Source organism: Flavobacterium frigidum, assembly GCF_048286795.2.
Window position 1 is genome coordinate 39,655 of sequence record NZ_JBLVPT020000004.1, and the last position, 21,335, is coordinate 60,989.

Annotated in this window: 19 protein-coding genes; 12 read left to right on the forward strand and 7 right to left on the reverse strand. The window is 33.4% G+C overall.

The genetic code is table 11. The features are described 5' to 3' along the window. Window positions 1–30 precede the first annotated feature (30 nt). The 3 genes from mobC to mobA form a co-directional block, all read right to left on the reverse strand. On the reverse strand, window positions 31–2,031 hold the full coding sequence (gene mobC, locus ACNQGB_RS06610) for a conjugal transfer protein MobC (protein ID WP_417944494.1): 2,001 nt from the start codon (window positions 2,029–2,031) through the stop codon (window positions 31–33). Window positions 2,032–2,135: 104 nt separating this feature from the next. Then, window positions 2,136–3,452, reverse strand: coding sequence for a conjugal transfer protein MobB (gene mobB / locus ACNQGB_RS06615; RefSeq protein WP_417944493.1), 1,317 nt, complete (start codon window positions 3,450–3,452; stop codon window positions 2,136–2,138). Next, the gene (mobA, locus tag ACNQGB_RS06620; RefSeq protein ID WP_417944492.1) at window positions 3,449–3,889 is read right to left on the reverse strand and encodes a conjugal transfer protein MobA; all 441 of its coding nucleotides are present in this window, start codon (window positions 3,887–3,889) and stop codon (window positions 3,449–3,451) included. The genes mobB and mobA overlap by 4 nt, the downstream gene beginning before the upstream one ends. Before the next feature lie 719 nt (window positions 3,890–4,608). Between mobA and ACNQGB_RS06625 the strand changes: the two genes are divergently transcribed. Genes ACNQGB_RS06625 through ACNQGB_RS06635 form a run of 3 tightly spaced genes read left to right on the forward strand, consistent with a single transcriptional unit; the run spans window position 4,609 to window position 6,448 of the window. Continuing rightward, the gene (locus ACNQGB_RS06625) at window positions 4,609–5,376 is read left to right on the forward strand and encodes a ParA family protein (RefSeq protein ID WP_417944491.1); all 768 of its coding nucleotides are present in this window, start codon (window positions 4,609–4,611) and stop codon (window positions 5,374–5,376) included. A gap of 12 nt (window positions 5,377–5,388) precedes the next feature. After that, on the forward strand, window positions 5,389–5,793 hold the full coding sequence (locus tag ACNQGB_RS06630) for a DUF3408 domain-containing protein (RefSeq protein ID WP_417944490.1): 405 nt from the start codon (window positions 5,389–5,391) through the stop codon (window positions 5,791–5,793). A 22-nt stretch (window positions 5,794–5,815) separates the two neighbouring features. Further along, a complete protein-coding gene (locus tag ACNQGB_RS06635; protein WP_417944489.1) occupies window positions 5,816–6,448 on the forward strand; it encodes a conjugal transfer protein TraD in 633 nt (210 codons plus the stop codon). Between the two features lie 76 nt (window positions 6,449–6,524). Here the strand turns inward: ACNQGB_RS06635 and ACNQGB_RS06640 are convergent, their stop codons facing one another. Genes ACNQGB_RS06640 through ACNQGB_RS06655 form a run of 4 tightly spaced genes read right to left on the reverse strand, consistent with a single transcriptional unit; the run spans window position 6,525 to window position 12,501 of the window. Then, window positions 6,525–8,417 carry an HsdM family class I SAM-dependent methyltransferase gene (locus ACNQGB_RS06640; protein ID WP_417944488.1) on the reverse strand — a complete coding sequence of 631 codons (1,893 nt, stop codon included), beginning with the start codon at window positions 8,415–8,417 and terminating at the stop codon, window positions 6,525–6,527. Between the two features lies 1 nt (window position 8,418). Then, window positions 8,419–9,132 carry a hypothetical protein gene (locus ACNQGB_RS06645; protein WP_417944487.1) on the reverse strand — a complete coding sequence of 238 codons (714 nt, stop codon included), beginning with the start codon at window positions 9,130–9,132 and terminating at the stop codon, window positions 8,419–8,421. 2 nt (window positions 9,133–9,134) lie between these two features. Further along, window positions 9,135–10,187, reverse strand: coding sequence for a response regulator (locus ACNQGB_RS06650; RefSeq protein WP_417944486.1), 1,053 nt, complete (start codon window positions 10,185–10,187; stop codon window positions 9,135–9,137). Continuing rightward, window positions 10,177–12,501 (reverse strand): sensor histidine kinase, encoded by a 2,325-nt coding sequence (locus ACNQGB_RS06655; protein WP_417944485.1) that lies wholly within the window; start codon window positions 12,499–12,501, stop codon window positions 10,177–10,179. Before ACNQGB_RS06655 ends, ACNQGB_RS06650 begins: the two co-directional genes overlap by 11 nt. Window positions 12,502–12,833: 332 nt before the next feature. Here ACNQGB_RS06655 and ACNQGB_RS06660 point away from each other — a divergent pair, with 332 nt between their 5' ends. The 9 genes from ACNQGB_RS06660 (at window position 12,834) to ACNQGB_RS06700 (ending at window position 21,150) form a co-directional block, all read left to right on the forward strand. Next, window positions 12,834–13,136 carry a DUF4134 domain-containing protein gene (locus ACNQGB_RS06660; protein WP_417944484.1) on the forward strand — a complete coding sequence of 101 codons (303 nt, stop codon included), beginning with the start codon at window positions 12,834–12,836 and terminating at the stop codon, window positions 13,134–13,136. Between the two features lie 10 nt (window positions 13,137–13,146). Further along, entirely contained in the window at window positions 13,147–13,479 is a 333-nt protein-coding gene (locus ACNQGB_RS06665) for a DUF4133 domain-containing protein (protein ID WP_417944483.1), read from the forward strand. Beyond that, window positions 13,476–15,980, forward strand: a complete 2,505-nt coding sequence (locus ACNQGB_RS06670; RefSeq protein WP_417944482.1) for a TraG family conjugative transposon ATPase — start codon at window positions 13,476–13,478, stop codon at window positions 15,978–15,980. Before ACNQGB_RS06665 ends, ACNQGB_RS06670 begins: the two co-directional genes overlap by 4 nt. Before the next feature lie 24 nt (window positions 15,981–16,004). Then, window positions 16,005–16,637, forward strand: coding sequence for a DUF4141 domain-containing protein (locus ACNQGB_RS06675; protein WP_417944481.1), 633 nt, complete (start codon window positions 16,005–16,007; stop codon window positions 16,635–16,637). A gap of 2 nt (window positions 16,638–16,639) precedes the next feature. Beyond that, a complete protein-coding gene (traJ, locus tag ACNQGB_RS06680; protein WP_417944480.1) occupies window positions 16,640–17,632 on the forward strand; it encodes a conjugative transposon protein TraJ in 993 nt (330 codons plus the stop codon). Between the two features lie 19 nt (window positions 17,633–17,651). After that, window positions 17,652–18,275: a conjugative transposon protein TraK gene (gene traK / locus ACNQGB_RS06685; RefSeq protein ID WP_417944479.1), complete on the forward strand. Its 624-nt coding sequence runs from the start codon at window positions 17,652–17,654 to the stop codon at window positions 18,273–18,275. A 226-nt stretch (window positions 18,276–18,501) separates the two neighbouring features. Then, the gene (gene traM / locus ACNQGB_RS06690; RefSeq protein WP_417944478.1) at window positions 18,502–19,761 is read left to right on the forward strand and encodes a conjugative transposon protein TraM; all 1,260 of its coding nucleotides are present in this window, start codon (window positions 18,502–18,504) and stop codon (window positions 19,759–19,761) included. Window positions 19,762–19,786: 25 nt separating this feature from the next. Continuing rightward, complete coding sequence (gene traN, locus ACNQGB_RS06695) at window positions 19,787–20,698, forward strand: conjugative transposon protein TraN (RefSeq protein ID WP_417944477.1); 912 nt, start codon at window positions 19,787–19,789, stop codon at window positions 20,696–20,698. A 176-nt stretch (window positions 20,699–20,874) separates the two neighbouring features. Continuing rightward, a complete protein-coding gene (locus ACNQGB_RS06700) occupies window positions 20,875–21,150 on the forward strand; it encodes a molybdenum ABC transporter permease (RefSeq protein WP_417944476.1) in 276 nt (91 codons plus the stop codon). Window positions 21,151–21,335: the final 185 nt, after the last annotated feature.

Below are 21,335 nucleotides of genomic sequence, written 5' to 3' on the forward strand. Positions count from 1 at the left end.
AAAGGTTTATTCTAATTAGGGTCATTGATTTCAACCCTCTTGCACCAAGTGTTGCAGATCAGGATCATTCTTAATGCGTTCCAATTCACTTTCTATAATAAGAACAATATCACGCTTAATCTGTTTATAATTAGCTTCAATTTCGACTTTCATTTGATCTTCACCATGTTCATCAACGAAAGATAAAATAACGGGAATCTTTTTATATGCTTTGGTTTCGGAGGCTACTTTTTCATTGTCTACCACAATTTCAGAATGGAAAATTTTCTGTTCTATGCGTTCGTCAAAGTTATCTGAAACAGCTCCCACAAACACACCTTGCGTAAGCGTAGAGATTTTTGATGCTGGTATCAAGCTGTCTAGTTGTGTAGATATTGAGGTTGATTTGTCATTTCTATTGATGGTTAGACTCTGGCGTTTCTGTAATACTTTGCCAAACCTTTCTGATAAGCTTTTGGCCGTTTCTCCCACAACCTGACCACTAAAAATATTACCCACCGTATTTTGGATCACCTTACTTTCTTTGTCGCCATAATCACGTGTCAGTTGCGAATAATCTTGAAATCCCAAACATACCGCTACTTTATTACTTCTAGCTGTGGCTATCAAATTATCTAGTCCTCTAAAGTAGATAGTTGGCAACTCATCAATTATCACAGAACTTTTTAATTTTCCTTTCTTGTTGATTAGTTTTATAATTCTAGAATTGTACAAACCCAAGGCAGCAGAATAAATATTTTGCCTGTCGGGATTGTTTCCCACGCAAAGAATTTTAGGTTCATCCGGATTATTGATGTCCAATGAAAAGTCATCGCCAGTCATTACCCAATAGAGTTGAGGTGAAATCATTCGAGACAAGGGAATTTTTGCGGAAGCGATTTGTCCTTGCAATTGATCTTGTGCGCCACCTTGCCAAGCATCCATAAACGGAGATAAATAATTTTCAAGATCAGGGTAGGAAGTAAGGATGGTAAAAACATCAACATATTTCTTGTTTAGTAACTCTATGGCATGTGGAAATGTACAATACTTTCCATTATCATAAATTTTCAGAAACCAAATAATAGCGGCTAGTAATATAATGGGAGATTCCACAAAGAAATCGCCTTGCTTTTGTATCCAACTGCGGTTAAGATTCAACATAATGGTATAGGCAGATTCATAAGCATCTGAGATGTCTGTCATAAAATCTGGATTGATAGGATTGCAACGATGACTTCTGCTAGGATCGTCAAAGTTGATGATATAGAATTTTGGTTTAACGGTATACTTGTCCGAATGTTTTAGTAAATGATTATATGCAATGGTAGAAAGATCATCGAATTTGAAATCATAGATGTACATCGAAAATCCTTTTTCGATATGCTGCTTGATATAGTTGTTTATAATGGCATAACTCTTACCAGATCCTGGTGTTCCTAAAACGATGGAAGCTCGAAAAGGATTTACAACATTAATCCAACCTTCGTTCCATGTGCCTTTGTAATAAAATTTGGTTGGCAAATTAACGGAATATTCGTTTTGCATTAATTTGGTTTCTTGCATGAAGCTTTCATTCTCATTATTAAAAACATCGCTCATAAGATTGGTACGCAGCAGTCGACTGATCCAAACGCCAGCCATCATTAACGATATATAGCCCGCTGAGGTAGACGTGATGTATAACGAAATAGCTAGATTAGCAGACAACTTCAGCAATGCTGTGTTCAGAAAGAAAAGTATAAATCCAGCGATTAAGGCAATAGCTATTTTAGACCAAGTAATTTTTTCGTTTTTGACTCCTTTTGTACCCAAACAATTTAAAGCTAACAATACCAATGCAAAAATCTTCGTGTACAAAGTGTGAGAAAATAGACTTGCAGTCCGTTGAAAATCACCTAGTATCTTGTTAATGATTTGTAGCGTCCAGCCCTTTTCTAAGAAAAAACTATAACAAAACCAGTAAAAGTGCATGAGTAGTAGAAGGATACTTACAGCGCGCATGAAAGCCATGATTTTAGCTAGTCCTCTTAGGTCGTCTTCTCCTTGCATAATTGAAAAGTTAAAAATGTAACGAGCGAAAGTAGATCGAACGTAAAAGAATCTAAGTCAATTGACTTTCGTTGGCATCCATTGGCATTGGTTGTCTCGCTAAACTATTTCTTTCCGTGATGATTGTTACGTTTTGTCTTTTTCTTTATTTGATTAGCAAATACTTGCTCTTCATAATCTTCACCTTGAGCATTTGGTAATAAAGTTACAAGGCTTTCTATAAGTCCAAAGTCAGGTATAGAGTGGGTTGAATAATTTCCATTAAGAAAATCAAAAAGTGCATGTGGTTTTTCTGTTTCTGGTAAGGATTCATTTTTACTGGTTTTTAATGAAATTGTTTTGGTATTCTGTACCTCATTTTGAACTTTTTGAGTCCCTTCATTTCTCCATAAATCATTAAAAACGTTGGCAGATAAATTTTTACTTAATTGGGATCCATTCCACACGGTGCGCGATTCATGGTCAATAAAAGTCATTCCGTATATACGCCCTTGATCATTTCTTCGGACAATTGTATTAACTCCTTGATCGACTAGTTGTTTTTTGAAATCAGTTTCATTATTCGTGGTTTGCATGGCAACCTCTATCGAATTTTTTAGGATGTCTTTAGAAGGTTCTGTTTTCATTTTTTCTTTAGATTGTTCGAAATGATTGTGCAAACTATCCATACCAGCCTGTTTTCCAAAAAGAGAGGATTTGAAAGGATTTGTTACCTTTTCTCCTTTTTCGTTCAGTGCAAAATAAATAAGACCTTGCTTAGATTGACCCTGTATTTCACCTATTATTTGCTCAGTGGTAATATTAAAAAGAGAAAGTAGTGCATTATAAGTTCCTAAACTTTGATACTGATAATACTTTGGCAGATGTCGAATTACCGATGCTATTTGACTTTTGACATTGACTTCCTTGTAATCAACAGGTTTAAAAATTACTTCCTTCGGTTTTTGATTCTGTTCAGTTGCAGGAAGTAATTGATATTTTTGCTCCAATGCACGGCAGGCATTCATGGAACGTAATTTTTCATAGGAATCAGATAATTTTTTACCGTAACGATCAACGCAGGTCGAAACGATATGAATGTGAGTTCGTTCAATATCGGTATGCTTAAAAACAACATAAGGCTGGTCGCCATAGCCCATCAGTTCCATATAATCTTCTGCGATTTTTTTAAAGTCTTCATCGCTTACACTATCTTTTGGGTTTGGGTTAAGAGAAATATGCAAAACAGGTTTTTCTGTTCGCTTGTTTGCCATTAGATACGGTTCGAACGAACTGTATAATTGGTTAACGGTAAATTGTCCATTGACTGTTTCTCTTATTCTATGAGTCGATAAAATTGATCCATTTTCTTGATCTACTTTTAGTTGGTTATAAGAAAGTGCACCAATTATATTTGCTCCACGACCAATTTTTGCTATCATTTTTCTCCTTTTTTCAAATGTTTTAATTCGAATTCTTCCGTTAATTGCGTTATGGCACGACATAATTGGGCCAATTCGATCGTTTGTTTTTCCAATTTAAAGAGATAGGCTGCCGCTTTCTTTTCAGAAAAATTGCGGTACAATATCTTGACAATTTGATTGTAATTAACGCCAACGGCACGAAACTGACCGTACAAAGTGGTTAGGCGCATGTAATAATCCATTGCTGCTAGATCTACTTTTACCGTTTTTATTTGCTTTTCAAACAAGAGAGAAGTGATAAATAGCGCTTTATTATCCGCTCCCGAAACTTCAAAAAGAGTAAGGAATTTAGCGTTTTCCTGGTCAGTTAATCGAAAAACATAACGGTGGATACTAGGATCCTTTTTAGGATTCCTACCGCCTTTGTGCTGCTTTTTGTTTTGTTGATTCTCCATTGCGATTCTAACTTTAATTTTTAGAAAACCCCGACTTCGGAGGGAGTTTTAAGCGCCCCGCCGCGGCGGGCAAGTTGTTTTGAGGCACGGAATTCATTTCGAGTGCCTCAAAACACAACTTGCTCTGTTCTGGTGAACAGATAATCCGTCCGCCTGTCGGCGGAACAGATTTAATAGAGCAGGGAAAAACGGCTTTAAGCCGTTCCTGTTCTTATTTAAATATAGATTTGGGCCTTTCATTTTTTAATTTATTTACGTCTTTAACAAAGTAAATCATTGATTTTTAGAATGGTGTAGTAGTGGGTGTAGCCAAATAATGCCATGTAACGTCAATGCATTCCTTGTTCTGAAATGGCTTGGAGTTACTTTCTTTCTTTGTTTCAAAGTTGTAAAAGGATATTTAAAAATGACTTTTTATCCAATTTCAAACACAAAAACCAAGGTTTAGGAGTAAGCAAGTATTTAGTAAAATTGTAAGGTGTAAAACGATACAGTTGTACAACTATGCAACTATAAAAGCATAAAAGCAGTAGTATAAATGAGCTTACCTATTTCCAATAAACAAGGAATAGTTGTTGGAAATTGTATGAGTATGCAATTATAGATAAGTGCATTTTTAAAGTAAATAAATAGAGCAAAAACTTGTAAAGAAATGCAAGAAGGCATGCAGCCATACAGCAAAACAATTTAGTAAATAGATAACTTTTAAATTATAAGTAATGGAAACAATAAATAAAACTTTAAAAATTAGTTTCTCTACCCAAAAGGGTGGAGTAGGGAAATCTACAATGACAACCTTGTTAGCTAGTGTGCTTCATTATCGATTGGGATTCAATGTATTGGTTTTGGACTGTGATTTTCCGCAGCATAGTCTTGGCAATATGAGAGACAGAGATCTTAAAACGGTGATGCAAAATGAATATCATAAGAGAGCGGCTATGAAACAATTTCAGTCGATTGATAAAAAAGCATTTCCTGTCATTCGTTGTAAGGCCGAGAATGCGCTAGAAAAAGCATCAGAATATATAGATCAATCCAATAGTGATTGGAATATTATTTTGTTTGATCTTCCAGGAACCGCCAACACCAAGGGGGTTTTAACAACTTTGAAAGCAATGGACTATATCTTTTCTCCCATCACAGCCGACCGTTTGGTAGTAGAAAGTACTTTAGGCTTTGCCAAAGCATTTCTACAACTTCCAGAAACAGATGGAGGCAACAAGAACTTAAAGTTTTGGTTGTTTTGGAATCAAGTGGATAGGAGGGAGAAGACTAGTTTGTATAAGGCCTATCAAGGTGTAATAGAAGAATTGGGGCTTTCTATAATGGAGTCAAAAATAATGGATAGTAAACGTTTCCGAAAAGAAACTGACGATACTAATAATTATATCTTTAGATCTAGCTTGCTTCCTGCTGAGCCTAATCTGATGAAGATAACTAAACTGGATCTTTTTGTAAATGAATTTCTCAAAATCATAAACCCTTAAATCTTTTCTTGTATGGAATCTGATAAAAAGCATAAGGGGTTTCAAAAACCAGTTGTAGATGAGGATTACCTCATGAATATTATGAGTGGGGATGAAGCAATTAACAACGATAAAAATACAAGCCAAAGTTTCGAAGCTAAAGAAAATAAGCCTAAAGAGAAAATTCGTGCAAGCGCCCCAAAGAAACGAAATTATGAAGAAGTATTTCTCACTAACAGATATCCGTCTGGTCGTAGCGGGAAGGTTGTGTATATAAGACCTGAATACCACGAACGACTCCTTCGAATTGTTCAATTGACAAGGGAAGAGAAAACAACATTGTATTCTTATATCGATAACATTTTAGAACAGCATTTTAATGATTTTGGAACCGAAATCCAGGAATTTTTTAATGAGAGAAACAAGCCGATTTTTTAATCAATGTATAGCACTAAATAGCATGGAAATCGTAATTGTAATTTGTTTGCTCATAGTCATTTTCCTTTTGGCAAAGGATAAAATTGTCATTAAAAAATATAAGGAGCAACAGCCAAGGCAAGAGAAAAATAGTTCAAGTCTCCCTGATATTATGGGACAGCCCAAGCCTGAAAGAAGCCTTTCAGTGCCAAAGAAGTCCAATGACAGTCAAGAGCAAAAAGAGAATCATTATAATGATAATTTTGATATAGAAATCGACGAAGATAAAGTCGAATTACAATTTCCACAAGAAGAGCTGGATGAAGTTTTTTTGAATGAACCTGATTTTGAGAATGAGGAGGAAGAATGGAATAGTTATGGACTATCCGATGGAGATAATGGTTTTGTCCAAGGGGTTACCTTTGAAGAATTAAGCACTGTGAAAGCGTTGTTAAAAAAAGAGAAAATGAGATCCTCTCAAAAGGAAACAGCAACAGTACTACTTCATAAAATACAAGGAACCGAATTATTCGACCTTTTGGAAAATTCCATTGAAGATGCTTCTCAAAAAATAGCAAAGCTGCTAGATGGTACACTTTCTTCAGAAACGGATTCTGGTTCTTCTATTTTGCAAAAAAATGATTTGGAAGATTTTGATATTGGGGAGTTTGTTTAAGCAAACTCCCTTTTTTTGCTGTTGAATTTTCAGGTTTTATTTGATTAATGACAGGTTATTTTGACCAGCTGAATTATTAAATGAACTCAGTTTTAATTTCATATTTATTAAGAAGAAATTCATCTATTTTATTTGAATCATCAAGATTCAATAAAAGTAGCTTATCATCTTCATTTAAATCACAAACCCCGAAGTTTTTGATATAATTTTTGGCTACTGAAAAATAATTACCTGCATAAGGTTTACTGGTCTTCTCAATATAAAACCAAAATATTTTAGACATTAAAATTTTTTGCAAAATGAGTAATTCTTCTTTTGATTCTGAAAATATGGCATATCCATTATAAAATAATAAATCTTGATTTTCAGTATATACGAAACATGGTTCACTAGTTATATAAGGTAATAGTAATTTATAACCTGATATTAATAAAGCTTGATTCCTTCCATATGCATACCATTCTTCATATTGTCTATTACCTTTGTCTCGCTTTGACAAAATTTCTTTTTGACTTGTTAAATATTTATATGTATTTGAATATTCCTTTTTTAAAGTTTTCTCGTCAATAATTTTAAGGGTTTGCTTTTTTTCTTTGAATAGATTTATTTCTAAATTTTCAATTTTATATGGGAAAATTAGTTTTTCGGTATGATTCACAATTTCTGAAGCTAACTTTAATGTATTGGGTTTGACAGCTTCTCTACAAATGTTTTTCTCAATTTTATACTCAACATTGTCCTTTATCATATAATAAACATCCTCTGATTCTTTTGTTGGTACAAATAGATATACATTATTTTTTAATGTTGCAAAACCATTACGGATTTCAAATTTCTTACCAAGAGTTTGACCTGTTGATTCAATTTTATTAATGATTTTTTTTGTCTTATTATTAATTAAAAACCAACCATCAAAGTCATTCAAATCTGAATAAGATATCATTAAGTAATTTGATTCTTTTATTCTCTGAATATCTTTACTTTGAGATTTTATGTATTTGACATTGTCAGAAATTAATTTAGAAATTAAGCAGATACATGTATATGTTGATCTGTTTTTGAAAAGTTGTTCGCCTCCAAAATCAACTATTTTTATACCAAATTTATTTTCTGAAAAGTACTTTCTTACAGACCTTCCATTTAGGCTTTTATAGAAAGTGTTTACCGTTATAAAGCCTAGAATACCATCTAAGTTTAAATTTTCAAGACCAATCTCAAAAAATGGAATATACAAATCAGACTTTCCTGATTTTGAAACCTTCCAGTTTTTTAGCAACGACTTTGTTTCATCATCAATTTTTGAAGCTCCCACATAAGGTGGGTTTCCAACTATTATATCAAAACCATTGTTATTACTTATTTTCTCATGTTCATTCCAATCGTAAGACAGAGCATTACCACAATATAAATTGAATTGAAATTCTTTGCAATCTTCGTTATTGATGATAGCAAATAGACAAAGTAAAATTTTACTTCTAATAATACTATATTCTTGAATGTCTAAACCAAAAATATTGTCTTTATAAATTTCAAAGTAGCTTTTATTTGTTTGATTCTTTAAATATTCAGTAATTGTTTTAAAGAAACCACCACATCCACAAGCAATATCTCCAAATATTAAATTATCAATATTTTTATTTTCTTGATTTTTGATTGTGTTTTCAACAATATATTTCCTGATGTATTGAGGAGTAAATACGGCCCCATTTACTTCCTTATCTTCCGGTGAAATTACAAATTCAAAAAACTCAATCAATTCTTCTATATCAAAATTTTCTTTTTTCAAAAGGTCTAAGAATTCATTAAGATGTAAAAGTTCTTCTTTTTCTTGGATTATATAGTTATTAATAAATACATTATTTACTGTGTAAATTTTATTGACAACTAAAAAAGATGATACTAAAAGACGGTTAACATCTTTAGTATCGTATGAATACTGTTTTAAATATTTAATTATGTTTTGATTCATTCTAGCTTGTGTACAAAGGAAATAGTTTGTTTATTTTATAATCACTGTGATTATAAGCTTGAGAAAAACCATTAAAATATGGCTCCCATAATCTTTTTCTCGAATTGTTTAATATCCTAATGTAAGTTGGATTTTTGTTTATTTCATCTACATAGTTGTTTACTTTTCTATCAATAAAATTATTAATGATGAAATGGAAAGCTAAAATTACGTCCATTGGAGGGTGAGGAATTCTTGGGCTACTTAATATAGCCATATCAGGATCTAAATATTCATGTTTTTTTCCAGCAAATTGAATATGATAATATGGATGTATATAAGAGAAATCTAATTCTTTTTCTTCTTTATCAAGGTGCCAAGTACAACAATATTCCTTAGATTGATTCTGTTCAGATTTATATAAACTTATCTTCAAATCTAATGAATATACAAACAATGGATCTGTAGTTTCACTTAAATCATCTTTAAGAGCAAAGCGATTTTCTAATTCAATTTTACAGAAATGCAAATTACTTGGTTTTGCCCCAGCAATTGATCCTTTTAAATAAATGCTGAAATTGTTTAACCTATAATCGATTAAATCTTTGCCATTTGTTTCAATACCTTCAATTATATTATCTAACCCTGAAAAATCACCTAATATATTATTGTCAGAAATGATTTCTTTAAGAAACTTAATTTCCTTTACGTAACTCCTTCTATTCCAAATTTCCATATCTAAGAGTATTTACGCATTTCAGTTCTATCTAAATCACTAACTATTTTACTATATTTTTCAATATCCTCTAAATATCCATCAATAGAAACATAATCGCTATCTTGCCATGGCATAAATTCTTCCTCTAGTAATTCAATTCCATCAAAAGGATCTAACGCAAGTTTAGTTTGCTTACAAATTGTCCAATAATTTGTACTCAGGTTTTTATCGCTAGAAACTGCTAATATCAAATTTAGTCCTGTTTTATTTTTTAATATTTCAACCCTCTCCTCAGCATTATAATGCCTAAATGAAAATTTTTCATCAATATTAGTATTCCACCAAGTATCAATATAAGACATCCACCATCTATTATAAGAATTGGAAAAAATACCTTTGTATTGATATTCTTGTAAAATATCTTTTAATTTTTGCCAATCATTTGATTCTTTTGATACACCTAATCTTGCAGACAAAACATCTTCTCCAATTATCATTCCCGAACACCTAATCAAATGCTCGAAAATAAATCTGCTATACTCATATGTAGATTTATTATTATCATTTAAATAAAAAAATAATTTTGAGTGTATATTTTTTTTATCAATTTGTAATATGTTTGATATATTAAAATTGACTTCTGCAATTTTATTGTAGGCTTCAATAAATGAAATACATTTATTTATAAATTTTTCTGTACAAACCTTTGTTGCATTTTGCTTTGTAATTGCATAATCAAAAAGGTCATGGCTTGTGTAATCTTTGCGATATAAATTCACAATATGATCTTGATTTGACATCAAGACAATAGGTCGCTCTTTAAACCCTTCAACTGCTGTCAAAGATCTTAATGTTGCAGCCACTGTTGGTGCATTACAAAATTTCAAACTTGAACCTTCAGTTAATATATAATCTAAAATTATCAAATCCGGATTTATCTCATTGATATCACTTATTATTTTATCAATCGAATCTGATGGAGGAATTGATATTACTTCAAAATTATCTCTTTTAAAAGTCAAATTTCTTGTTTCTGCTTCTAAATCTTCTATATATAATATTTTATAAGCCATATTTATCTAAATCTTTTTCTGTTGCTGCTGGAATTTCAATTGATATTGTTGTTGAAAATCCTTCTTTTGGTTCATCTACAAATATTCTACCTCTATAACTGGAAATTATATCTTTTACAATTTTCAAACCTAGACCAGTTCCTGTATATTCATTTTGAATGTTTAAATTATCAACTGTATTTGGAGAAGAAGTAGTGAAAAATTCTTCAAAAATTCGTTCTTTATTTTCTTCATTTATACCATCACCAGTATCTGAAAATTTCAAGTAGATTTTATTTTCAAATTTTCCACATTCAATATTAATTAGACCTAGATTATTACTTCTTTTTATAGCTTTTTTTGAATTTGTGAATAGATTAAATAAAACACTAGACCATTCAGAAGGATGCATAGGACAAGAGAACAAATAATTTCCTTCAATTTTAGGTTCATCAAGTTTTATGTTGTTTTTAATCAAATCATTTTCAATAGTTTTCCAAAAAGTATTTATTGTGTTCCTTAAATCGATTGGTTTAAGATTTCTAATTACATTTTGTGAAATTACTGCATCAAAATAAGAGGTGTAAGTGTTGAAAGACTCAATATTTGACTGGAGCAATGTTAACCTATTTAAAACCACTTTGTCGTTATTCAACTTTTCAATCAAAAAAGAAACATTGTTATCCATATTCAGAATGTAATCTTTCACTTCATGTAGAAAAAGTCCAATCGTTAAACCTACACTACTTAAAACTCGAAGCATAGATCTTTCTTTTAAAAATTGTTCTTTTTCTTCTTCTTGAGCTTTTTGTAATTCCTCAATTTCTTTTTTTACTTGATCTAATTTCTTTTTTCTACGTTTTTTAACTTCAATGTTTCCTGATTCCTTTTCTAATTCTTTGTCTAATTCCTCAAGTGTAAAAGCTATATTTTTTATTCTTAATTCTACTGATTCATAAATTCCATCTACTTGTCTTTGTCCAGAAACAATTTTTATATTTCTTACTTCAGCTACTTTTAGAATTGATGACATTATTGATCTATATACAAAATTTTTTAATTCAATCAAACCTTCATTTTCAATCAGACCTTCTCGACTAGATGTTTCATTAAATTTATTTTCTTTATCAATTAATTCTACAAAGCCGAAAAAATTCAGATTAGAATGAACAGGCAAAATAGAACGTCTTTTAGTTGATTCATCCAATCCAATCCAATCATTGTTTACTTCTCCGTAGGGTAGTACCCTAAATCCATTTCTATATAATCTAATTCCTCCTTGTTTTCTAGCCAATTTTCGAATACTGGATTCTTGCATTTTGGGAATCAAGTCACTTTGATAAATAAAGTAATAAGCTCTAAATTTAACACTCCTCAATTCTTTATAAGGAACATTTTCAATGTCTGGATCTGAACTTAAATCCTTTACTTCGTTAATATTTAATTTATTACTTTCGACTGAATAAATTCCAAATCCTTTATCATCAACATATCCATTTATAATTGCCACTGCATAATTATAAACCATAGTTTTTTCATCAGCAATATTAATTTGTCTACCGTTGATAATTTTTGAAAAATAAACTTTAAATCCTGGATCCAAGTTTAAGTCTTCTTTTTCAATTTCAGGTAATTCTTCTTCGTTAATATCGGATAATGGGAAAGGCTGTAATATGTCACCTATATACTTATAAACTCTTTTAATTGATGCTTCAGACCACTTGTCTTTTAAACCCTCAATTCTTAAGGTTGTTCCATTATCTCTAGTTTTTTGTTTTGAAAATATTTTATTTGTAATTGAATTTAGATCTAAATCATTAGCATATTCATTCCAATTAATTGATAAGACTAATGCTTCTTCATCATTTTCAGTTTGTGTTGTTATAGTCAATTTTTCTCCTAGCCTTTGAACAGCAAATCGTCCAATTCCTTTTTGACCTGATCTTTTACGCTTATAAATTTCAGATAATGGATTATGTATTTTTGAACTAGAAGAAATTCTCATAAATCCATTTATTAATTGTTCACGGTTCATTCCTGTTCCATTATCTTCAATATAGAGGGTACCTCCAACTTCATCTGAATTTTCAAACTTAATATTCACTTTCGTTGCATCAGCATCATAAGCATTTTTTACTAATTCAGATACTGCTGTTTCTTGTCTAGCAACTAACTCACTTCCAAGTCTATCAATTACACCAGCATCAACACTAAAGCGAATATTGTCATCATCAAAACTTGAAAGTTTAGCAGATAATTCTAATATTTTACCATAATTGGTTGGATCATCAACTAGGACTTTTGATAATTCATCACGTATGTTTTTTTCCTCCATAATAAAATTTAGATATAAATTATTTCACCATTGTTTTATACCAATAGTAAAAAAACTTCTGTGATGTTCCTTTATTTTGGAATAATCTCTAACTTCTCTATCAACATTTGAAATCTTTCATCATGCTATATTGCATATTGCGATTTACAATATAACATTATTGATTGCTCAAATTTAGTGATTTTTACTATCAAATAGTAAATTATCAAGTCTTCTTCTGCCAAACAACCCCACATAACGACAACATATTAAACAGCAACTGTTTCCACATGATATTTATGCTCTACTCCTGTAAAGTACAGGAATAAAGAACAATTTAATTTTTTCAAATCATGGGAAATCAAGTTAAAAAAGTAGTGTTGGTAGTGGCTGTACTATCAACAATTAGTGCAGTAGCACAAGGAAACGGAACAGCAGGAATCACGGAAGCGACACAAATGGTTACTTCTTATTTTGACCCTGCTACCCAACTTATTTATGCTATTGGAGCAGTTGTGGGACTTATTGGTGGCGTGAAGGTCTATAACAAGTTTAGTAGCGGTGATCCAGATACAAGCAAGACTGCGGCGAGTTGGTTTGGAGCTTGTATCTTTTTGATTGTAGCGGCAACTGTTTTACGCTCTTTCTTCCTTTAGTATTTGCGGTATGAATACGTATAGTATTAATAAAGGTATTGGACGAACTGTAGAGTTCAAAGGACTAAAAGCACAGTACTTGTTCATCTTCGCAGGTGGTTTGCTCGGGATGCTTATCCTGATAATGATCTTGTACATGACTGGAGTCAATTCTTATCTGTGTCTGTTTATAGGAATCGGTGGAGGATCGCTATTAGTTTGGCAAACTTTTTCATTGAACAAAAAGTACGGCGAACATGGTTTGATGAAAGTGGGAGCAAACAAAAGACATCCACGATATATCATCTGTCGCAAGCCTGTGTATCGCTATTTTCAGTCGAATTCCAAAATGCATCAGCCATGAGAAATAAATCAAAAGCGTCAACACTGGAAAGTAAGTTTCCGTTGTTAGCAGTAGAAAATAATTGTATTATCTCCAAGGATGCTGACATCACAGCTTGTTTTCGAGTACAGCTTCCAGAACTTTTCACAGTAGCCTCTGCGGAATATGAAGCCATTCATTCGGCTTGGCATAAGGCTATAAAAACCTTGCCTGATTATACGGTCGTGCACAAACAGGATTGGTACATCAAGGAAAATTATGCTCCCGATATAGCCAAAGAAGATTTGAGTTTTTTGGCAAAGTCCTACCAGCAACATTTTAATGAGCGTCCGTTTCTCAATCATTATTGCTATCTGTTCTTAACTAAAACGTCGAAAGAGCGTATGCGAATGCAGAGTAATTTTTCTTCGCTTTGCAAAGGAGTGCTTATCCCAAAAGAGCTAAGAGCTAAGGAAGTCCTTTCTCGCTTTATGGAATCGGTGGCGCAATTTGAGCGGATTGTGAACGATTCCGATTTTATAAAACTGGAACGATTAAGTGAGGAGGATATCATTGGAACAGCTGGTAAATTAGGATTATTAGAACAATACCTAAGCCTTTCAAGAGAGGAGGGGACACCAATGCAGGACATTGCTTTGGGCGGAGAAGAAGTTCGCATAGGAAATAAAAGACTTTGTTTGCATACGTTGTCCGATACCGATGATTTGCCTAGTTCAGTATCAGCAGAAACCCGTTACGAAAAATTGTCTACCGATAGAAGTGACTGTCTTTTGTCTTTTGCTGCACCAGTTGGATTGCTGTTAAGCTGCAATCACATCTACAACCAATATCTTTTTTTAGATAACAGCGAAGACAACCTGCGCAAGTTCGAAAAATCAGCAAGAAATATGCATTCCTTGGCACGGTATAGCCGAGCCAATCAAATCAATAAGGAATGGATCGAACGCTATTTGAATGAAGCACATTCTTTTGGAAATGCTTCTATTCGGGCACACTTCAATGTTATGGCATGGTCAGATAATCCTTTGGAATTAAAACAACTAAAGAACGACACCGGTAGTGCTTTGGCCTTGATGGAATGTAAACCAAGGCACAACACTACAGATGTTGCAACGCTTTACTGGGCAGGAATGCCAGGTAATGCAGGGGACTTTCCGAGTGAAGAAAGCTTTTACACTTTTATTGAACCAGCGCTTTGTTTTTTTACTGAAGAGACCAATTATAAAAGTTCACCCTCTCCTTTTGGAATCAAGATGGCTGACCGACTGACGGGAAAACCTATTCATTTGGATATTTCTGATTTGCCCATGAAGCGCGGTATTATTACCAACAGGAACAAATTCATATTAGGACCATCAGGTTCAGGAAAGTCCTTTTTTACCAATCACATGGTAAGACAATATTACGAGCAAGGGGCGCATGTGCTGTTGGTGGATACAGGTAATTCGTATCAAGGATTGTGTGAATTAATCAAAGGAAAAACCAAAGGAGAAGATGGCGTTTATTTCACCTACACCGAAGACAATCCGATAGCCTTTAACCCTTTCTACACTGATGATGGCGTGTTCGATATTGAGAAAAGAGAAAGTGTCAAAACTTTAATATTGACCTTATGGAAAAGGGATGATGAACCACCAACACGCTCAGAAGAAGTGGCACTTTCAAATTCAGTGAGTGGTTACATCGAACGAATCAAGCTGCAAGATGATTTTCCTTCTTTCAATGGGTTTTATGAATTTGTACAAGGAGATTATAGGCAAGTATTAGAAGATAAAAAGGTACGAGAAAAAGACTTTGATATTGCCAACTTCTTAAATGTATTAGAACCTTACTACAAAGGAGGTGAATATGATTATCTGTTGAATTCCGAAAAGCAACTGGATTTACTTTCTAAACGATTTATTGTTTTCGAAATAGATGCGATCAAGGATCATAAAATCCTTTTTCCAATAGTGACCATCATTATTATGGAAGTTTTTATCAATAAGATGCGTCGATTGAAGGGAGTACGAAAATTAATTCTAATTGAAGAAGCTTGGAAAGCTATCGCAAAAGAAGGGATGGCAGAGTACATCAAATACCTTTTTAAAACGGTGCGAAAGTTTTTTGGAGAAGCAATTGTTGTAACGCAAGAAGTAGATGATATCATCCATTCTCCCATTGTAAAAGAAAGTATTATCAATAATTCGGATTGTAAAATACTCCTTGACCAACGTAAGTACATGAACAAATTTGATGATATCCAGGCCATGCTTGGTTTGACTGAAAAGGAAAAGGCACAGGTACTTTCTATCAACATGAACAATGATCCCAAGCGACTTTACAAAGAAGTTTGGATTGGGCTAGGCGGCACACATTCGGCAGTATATGCTACAGAAGTTAGTTTCGAGGAATATTTAGCCTACACCACTGAAGAAACAGAAAAGTTGGAAGTCATGCAACTGGCAAGTCAATTAGATGGAAATGTAGAACAGGCCATCAAAAGGATTGCCCTTGAGAAAAGGGAAAAAGAAAACAATTAGTAAACATTTTAAAAAAGAATAGCAATGAAAAATTTAAAAATTATGGTATGTATGGTGATACTATTTGCTGTCATGCCGAATGCTAAAGCACAGTGGGTGGTCACAGATCCTACAAATTTGGCTCAAGGAATAGTCAATTCAGCGAGACAGATTATACAAACTTCGACCACAGCGACCAATATGATTAACAACTTTAAAGAAGTCCAAAAAGTCTATAATCAAGGTAAAGAATATTATGATAAACTAAAGGCAGTAAACAATCTAGTGAAAGATGCTCGAAAAGTGCAACAGACTGTGTTACTTGTTGGCGATGTTTCTGAAATGTATGTACACAATTTTGGAAAAATGTTGAACGATCCCAATTTCAATGAGCAGGAACTAACAGCCATAGCGAATGGGTATTCAACCTTACTTAATGAAAGCACAGAACTTTTGAAAGAGTTAAAACAAATTGTAAACTCTTCCAGCTTGTCGCTCAATGATAAAGAGCGAATGGACATTATTGACCAAGTGTATCTAAAAGTAAAAGAGTACCACAGTTTGGTTCGCTATTTCACGAATAAAAATATTTCGGTTAGTTATCTACGTGCCAAGAAAGCCAATAGCAGTCAAAGAGTTTTGGATTTATACGGAACAGCGAACCAAAAATATTGGTAATCATGGAATTTAATAATCTTCACGAAGTATTACGTTCGCTCTATGACGAGATGATGCCTTTATCAGCAGATATGGCAGCGGTTGCTAAGGGTTTGGCTGGATTGGGTGCATTGTTTTATGTCGCATTAAAAGTCTGGCAAGCCCTGAGTAGTGCCGAACCGATAGACGTCTTCCCGTTACTTAGGCCTTTTGCCTTGGGTATCTGTATTACATTTTTTCCAACGATTGTTTTAGGAACTCTTAACGGCGTATTGAGTCCAGTGGTGCAGGGAACGCATAGCATATTAGAAAGTCAAGTTTTAGATTTGAATGCTTTACAACAGCAGAAAGACCTATTGGAGAGAGAAGCGATGCTTCGTAATACTGAAACAGCCTATTTAGCATCGGATGAAGAATTTGATAAAAAGTTAGATGACCTCGGATGGACACCTACAGATTTGGCAACCATATCTGGGATGTATATTGAAAGAGAAATGTACGGTGTCAAGAAAATGATTCGGGATAGTTTTCGTGAATTTTTAGAAGTGCTTTTTCAAGCGGCCGCACTAGTCATAGATACGATACGAACGTTCTTCTTAATAGTGCTTTCCATATTGGGTCCTTTAGCATTTGCGATTTCAGTCTGGGATGGATTTCAGTCTACTTTAACGCAGTGGCTGACTCGGTACATTAGTGTGTATCTCTGGTTACCCGTTTCAGATCTTTTTAGTGCGATGTTGTCCAAAATTCAATCTTTAATACTCCAAAAGGATATCGACAGTTTATCCGATCCCACTTTTATCCCCGATTCATCGAGCACTGTTTATATAATCTTTATGATTATTGGCATCATAGGATATTTTACCATTCCTACGGTGACTGGATGGATAATTCAGGCTGGTGGCGCAGGAAACTTTGTTCGCAATATAAATCAAGCGACTACTAAAACTGGAAATATAGTAGGGGCTGGTACAGGCTCTGTTGCTGGAAATATAGGTGGTAGATTAATAAAATAACAATTTAAACTAAAGTAAAATGGAATTTAAAACTTTAAGAAATATCGAAAATAGTTTCAGTCAAATTAGGCTTTACGCTCTTGTATTTGCAGTACTGTGTGTTGGTATATCAGGTTATGCTGTTTGGGAGTCCTACCGGTTCGCTGAATTACAACGTCAGAAAGTCTATGTATTAGATAATGGAAAATCGCTAATGTTGGCTCTTGCTCAGGATGCTTCTATCAATAGGCCTGTAGAGGCTCGTGAGCATGTTCGTCGGTTTCACGAGCTTTTCTTTACACTAGCTCCAGATAAAAATGCTATTGAAAACAACATGAAAAGAGCATTTAATCTTGCTGATAAAAGTGCTTTTGATTATTACAAAGACTTAGCAGAAAAAGGATATTACAATAGGATCATTTCGGGAAATGTCCAACAGCGACTTGAAGTGGATAGTGTGGTATGTGATTTTGAAACCTATCCTTATGCTGTGAAAACGTACTCTAAGCAGTTCATCATTCGATCCAGTAATGTGACAAAAAGGAATCTCGTCACTTCGTGCTACCTAGTGAATTCCGTTCGTTCTGATAACAATCCACAAGGATTCAATATGGAGAAGTTTACGGTTTTAGAAAATAATGACCTAGAAATTATTGAACGTTAAAAATAACAAAGATGAAAGAGATTCGAACAAATATTGATCTATGGATCAATGAAGTTGAGGTGAAATGGAGGATGCTTCCATTGTAGAAACAGTATAAATATATCATGGTTTGTTTTGCCGTCTATCTAATGATCAGCATAGCTGGTATTCTTATCAGTTTGATTTAGTTCCAGTAGCGTGCAATCCCTTGAGGGATCATTAATACTAATTATAAAAAAGAAAAGACATGAAAGAAAGTGAAAACAAGAAAAATGCAGTCTATGTTACAGATGGCAGTGTACATACAGCTTCTGAAGGACTGGAAGTGATTAGTGAGGGTAAAGCCGAAAAAATTAAAAAGCCAATCATTTTTGGATTGATGGCAATCGTATTTTTTGGTTGTATGTATTTGATATTTAAACCAGCAGAAAATATAAGAAATATTGAGATTCTAGGACTTAACGACTCTGTTCCTCAGGCTACAACTATTGGTTTAGAAAATGACAAACAAAAAGCCTATGAACAGGAATTATTAGAACAGAAAAATCAAGAAAAACAAAATGCCCTGACATCTCTATCTGATTACTGGAATGAAGGGAGTACAGAAGAATCTTTGCAAGATGTTCCTGAAAAAAAAGGGAATACTAACGCCTCATTAAATAGTTATCGCAATGCACAAAATACATTGGGCAGTTTTTACAATAATGATAATTCTGAAACGCAGGAATTACGCAAGCAACTAGAGGAACTAAAAGAAGAACTGGCAAGAAAGGAAGAAACACCAACTAATATTGTTGATAATCAGTTGGAGTTAATGGAGAAATCGTATCAGATGGCGGCTAAATATTTGCCGATCAGTTCAGCTTCGCCCGAAACCAAGGCAACTGGAATTTCTTCACCACCAAAAGAAGCCTTTGTTTCCATAATTCCAGAAAGGCACAAGGTCGTTTCTAACCTGGAGCAAAAAGTTGAGGAACATCCAGTAGTAGCGGCTAGCAATAGTAAATTCACAAATAATAATCAACAACAGCAAGCAAAGAATAGTATTCGTGCTGTTGTTCAAGAAACACAACTCGTCTCCGAAGAAACTAGTGTTAGCTTGCGTTTATTGGAGCCCGCAAGGATACAGAACAAAACGATCCCTGTCGGAACTATTGTAACGGCAAATTCAAAGTTTCAGCAAGGTAGGTTACAACTGAAGATCAGCTCTATTGAGTTGGAGGGAAATATTCTCCCCATTGAACTCAATATCTATGGTTTGGACGGACAACAGGGATTGGCAGTACCTTATTCTCCAGAACGTACCGCTATGACCGACATGGCAGCCAATATGGGACAAACTTCTGGCAGCAGTATAATGTTGTCAACTTCCGCTGGACAACAGATCGCAGGGGATTTAAGCCGTGGATTAGTCCAAGGTGTTTCAAATTATTTCTCCAAAAAAATTAAAACTTCGAAAGTTACCCTAAAAGCAGGACTGCAAGTACTGTTAGTCTCAAAAAAATAATTGTTTAAAATGTAAATTATATAAAATGAAAACAACCGTAAAAAACACTTTGATTGTACTAATTTTAATGTTAGGATACACATCAATTACGCACGGGCAAGAGGCCTTGTGCACGAATGCAAAGAAAATTTTAAGTATAATAGAACCCTACGATATAGAAGTAACATTCGATAAAACCTCACATCTATTATTTCCCTCTGGTATTCGTTACGTAGATTTAGGTAGTACTAACTTGGTTGCTAGTAAGGCTGATGATTCTGGTAATGTTTTGAGAGTAAAAGCATTTGTTCGGGATTTTGAAGAAGAAACTAATTTTTCAGTAATTACGGAAGACGGAACTTTCTATAGTTTTAATGTCTCCTACAATTCGTGTCCTAGGGTTACTAATTACAGTTTTACTAAAACTCAAAAAAGCGATCGTGAATGGAATTCAAAACCAATTTTGTTTAAAGAACTTGGAACAAATTCGCCCAACCTGGTCGACGAATTAATGGAGGAGATCTATAAGCGAGACAAACCCTTTATAAAACAAATTGGTACAAGAAAATTTGGAATAGAATTTCTCTTAAAAGGTATTTATATTAACGACGACAAATTTTATTTTCATACACAAATTAAGAATTCAAGTTTCGTTTCATTTCCGATTGATTTTATAAATTTTAAAGTGATAGATAAAAAGAAAGCCAAACGCACGGTTGTACAAGAAGTAATTAAACAACCAATACGAGTTTATAGCGCTATCGATGAGGTACAAGGAAAAACGGTTTCCAGAAATGTTTTTGTTTTGGATCAATTTACCATCGCTGATGACAAAGTACTTCGCATAGAACTCCATGAAAAAAATGGTAGCCGATTGCAAGTTTTGGAGATTAAAAACAGTCACTTACTTAAATCCAAGTTAGTTAAGAAGCAACATACAGCGGAAGATTTAGAGTAGTGATCAAAACTAAATAACAACTGATTGCTTTACTAGATATAGTTTAGCAGTCACTTTGATTTTAAAAATTATAAAAAAATGTAACTATCTTCAAATAAGATACTTGTTGTTAGGTTGTTGCTAGTTTGTTGCTTTTTTTTGTAAATTTATAAAGTAATTTTTATAAATCTTTGAATATGAATCCTGCATTGTTTTTAGGTATAATTGCTCTAATTATAGGTGTAAGCCTTCGATATTGGATCAACAGACGAAAGTTTTACAGACGAAGTCCAATGGGAGTTGAGGGGTTTTCGAGTTACGAAAAATCAGTAGTAATAACATTCTTTGAAAGTGTGACCAAATGGATTTCCATTGGATTAATTTTTTTTGGTCTTCTTATGTTATGGAGTTATTCGAAAAAGGAGTCAAACGAAAAGAGGCCAGCTCCAATCAAAGTAGAAAATTTGCAATAATAAAGCGGCATTCTTTTGCTTCTTTTCTTTTGGCGCTTTTGTGGAAAGAAAAGAAGGCAGAAATAAGTAATAGGATAACGAATATCCTATCATTCAACTCGAACCTTTTCAGAAAGAATAGAAGGAAGCGTTGCGTACTGATTACTTTTTTCTGAAATGGTTCAACTATTTTCTTCAAAAAGACT

Excerpts from the sequence above, each read along its gene's own strand:
- ACNQGB_RS06655 (WP_417944485.1), bottom strand. The coding sequence starts at position 12,501 with ATGGAGGAAAAAAACATACGTGATGAATTATCAAAAGTCCTAGTTGAT.
- traN (WP_417944477.1), top strand. The coding sequence starts at position 19,787 with ATGAAAACAACCGTAAAAAACACTTTGATTGTACTAATTTTAATGTTA.
- ACNQGB_RS06645 (WP_417944487.1), bottom strand. The coding sequence starts at position 9,132 with ATGGAAATTTGGAATAGAAGGAGTTACGTAAAGGAAATTAAGTTTCTT.
- ACNQGB_RS06650 (WP_417944486.1), bottom strand. The coding sequence starts at position 10,187 with ATGGCTTATAAAATATTATATATAGAAGATTTAGAAGCAGAAACAAGA.
- ACNQGB_RS06635 (WP_417944489.1), top strand. The coding sequence starts at position 5,816 with ATGGAAATCGTAATTGTAATTTGTTTGCTCATAGTCATTTTCCTTTTG.
- ACNQGB_RS06625 (WP_417944491.1), top strand. The coding sequence starts at position 4,609 with ATGGAAACAATAAATAAAACTTTAAAAATTAGTTTCTCTACCCAAAAG.
- ACNQGB_RS06675 (WP_417944481.1), top strand. The coding sequence starts at position 16,005 with ATGAAAAATTTAAAAATTATGGTATGTATGGTGATACTATTTGCTGTC.
- ACNQGB_RS06630 (WP_417944490.1), top strand. The coding sequence starts at position 5,389 with ATGGAATCTGATAAAAAGCATAAGGGGTTTCAAAAACCAGTTGTAGAT.
- traJ (WP_417944480.1), top strand. The coding sequence starts at position 16,640 with ATGGAATTTAATAATCTTCACGAAGTATTACGTTCGCTCTATGACGAG.
- mobB (WP_417944493.1), bottom strand. The coding sequence starts at position 3,452 with ATGATAGCAAAAATTGGTCGTGGAGCAAATATAATTGGTGCACTTTCT.
- ACNQGB_RS06700 (WP_417944476.1), top strand. The coding sequence starts at position 20,875 with ATGAATCCTGCATTGTTTTTAGGTATAATTGCTCTAATTATAGGTGTA.
- ACNQGB_RS06660 (WP_417944484.1), top strand. The coding sequence starts at position 12,834 with ATGGGAAATCAAGTTAAAAAAGTAGTGTTGGTAGTGGCTGTACTATCA.
- mobA (WP_417944492.1), bottom strand. The coding sequence starts at position 3,889 with ATGGAGAATCAACAAAACAAAAAGCAGCACAAAGGCGGTAGGAATCCT.
- mobC (WP_417944494.1), bottom strand. The coding sequence starts at position 2,031 with ATGCAAGGAGAAGACGACCTAAGAGGACTAGCTAAAATCATGGCTTTC.
- traK (WP_417944479.1), top strand. The coding sequence starts at position 17,652 with ATGGAATTTAAAACTTTAAGAAATATCGAAAATAGTTTCAGTCAAATT.
- ACNQGB_RS06665 (WP_417944483.1), top strand. The coding sequence starts at position 13,147 with ATGAATACGTATAGTATTAATAAAGGTATTGGACGAACTGTAGAGTTC.
- traM (WP_417944478.1), top strand. The coding sequence starts at position 18,502 with ATGAAAGAAAGTGAAAACAAGAAAAATGCAGTCTATGTTACAGATGGC.
- ACNQGB_RS06670 (WP_417944482.1), top strand. The coding sequence starts at position 13,476 with ATGAGAAATAAATCAAAAGCGTCAACACTGGAAAGTAAGTTTCCGTTG.
- ACNQGB_RS06640 (WP_417944488.1), bottom strand. The coding sequence starts at position 8,417 with ATGAATCAAAACATAATTAAATATTTAAAACAGTATTCATACGATACT.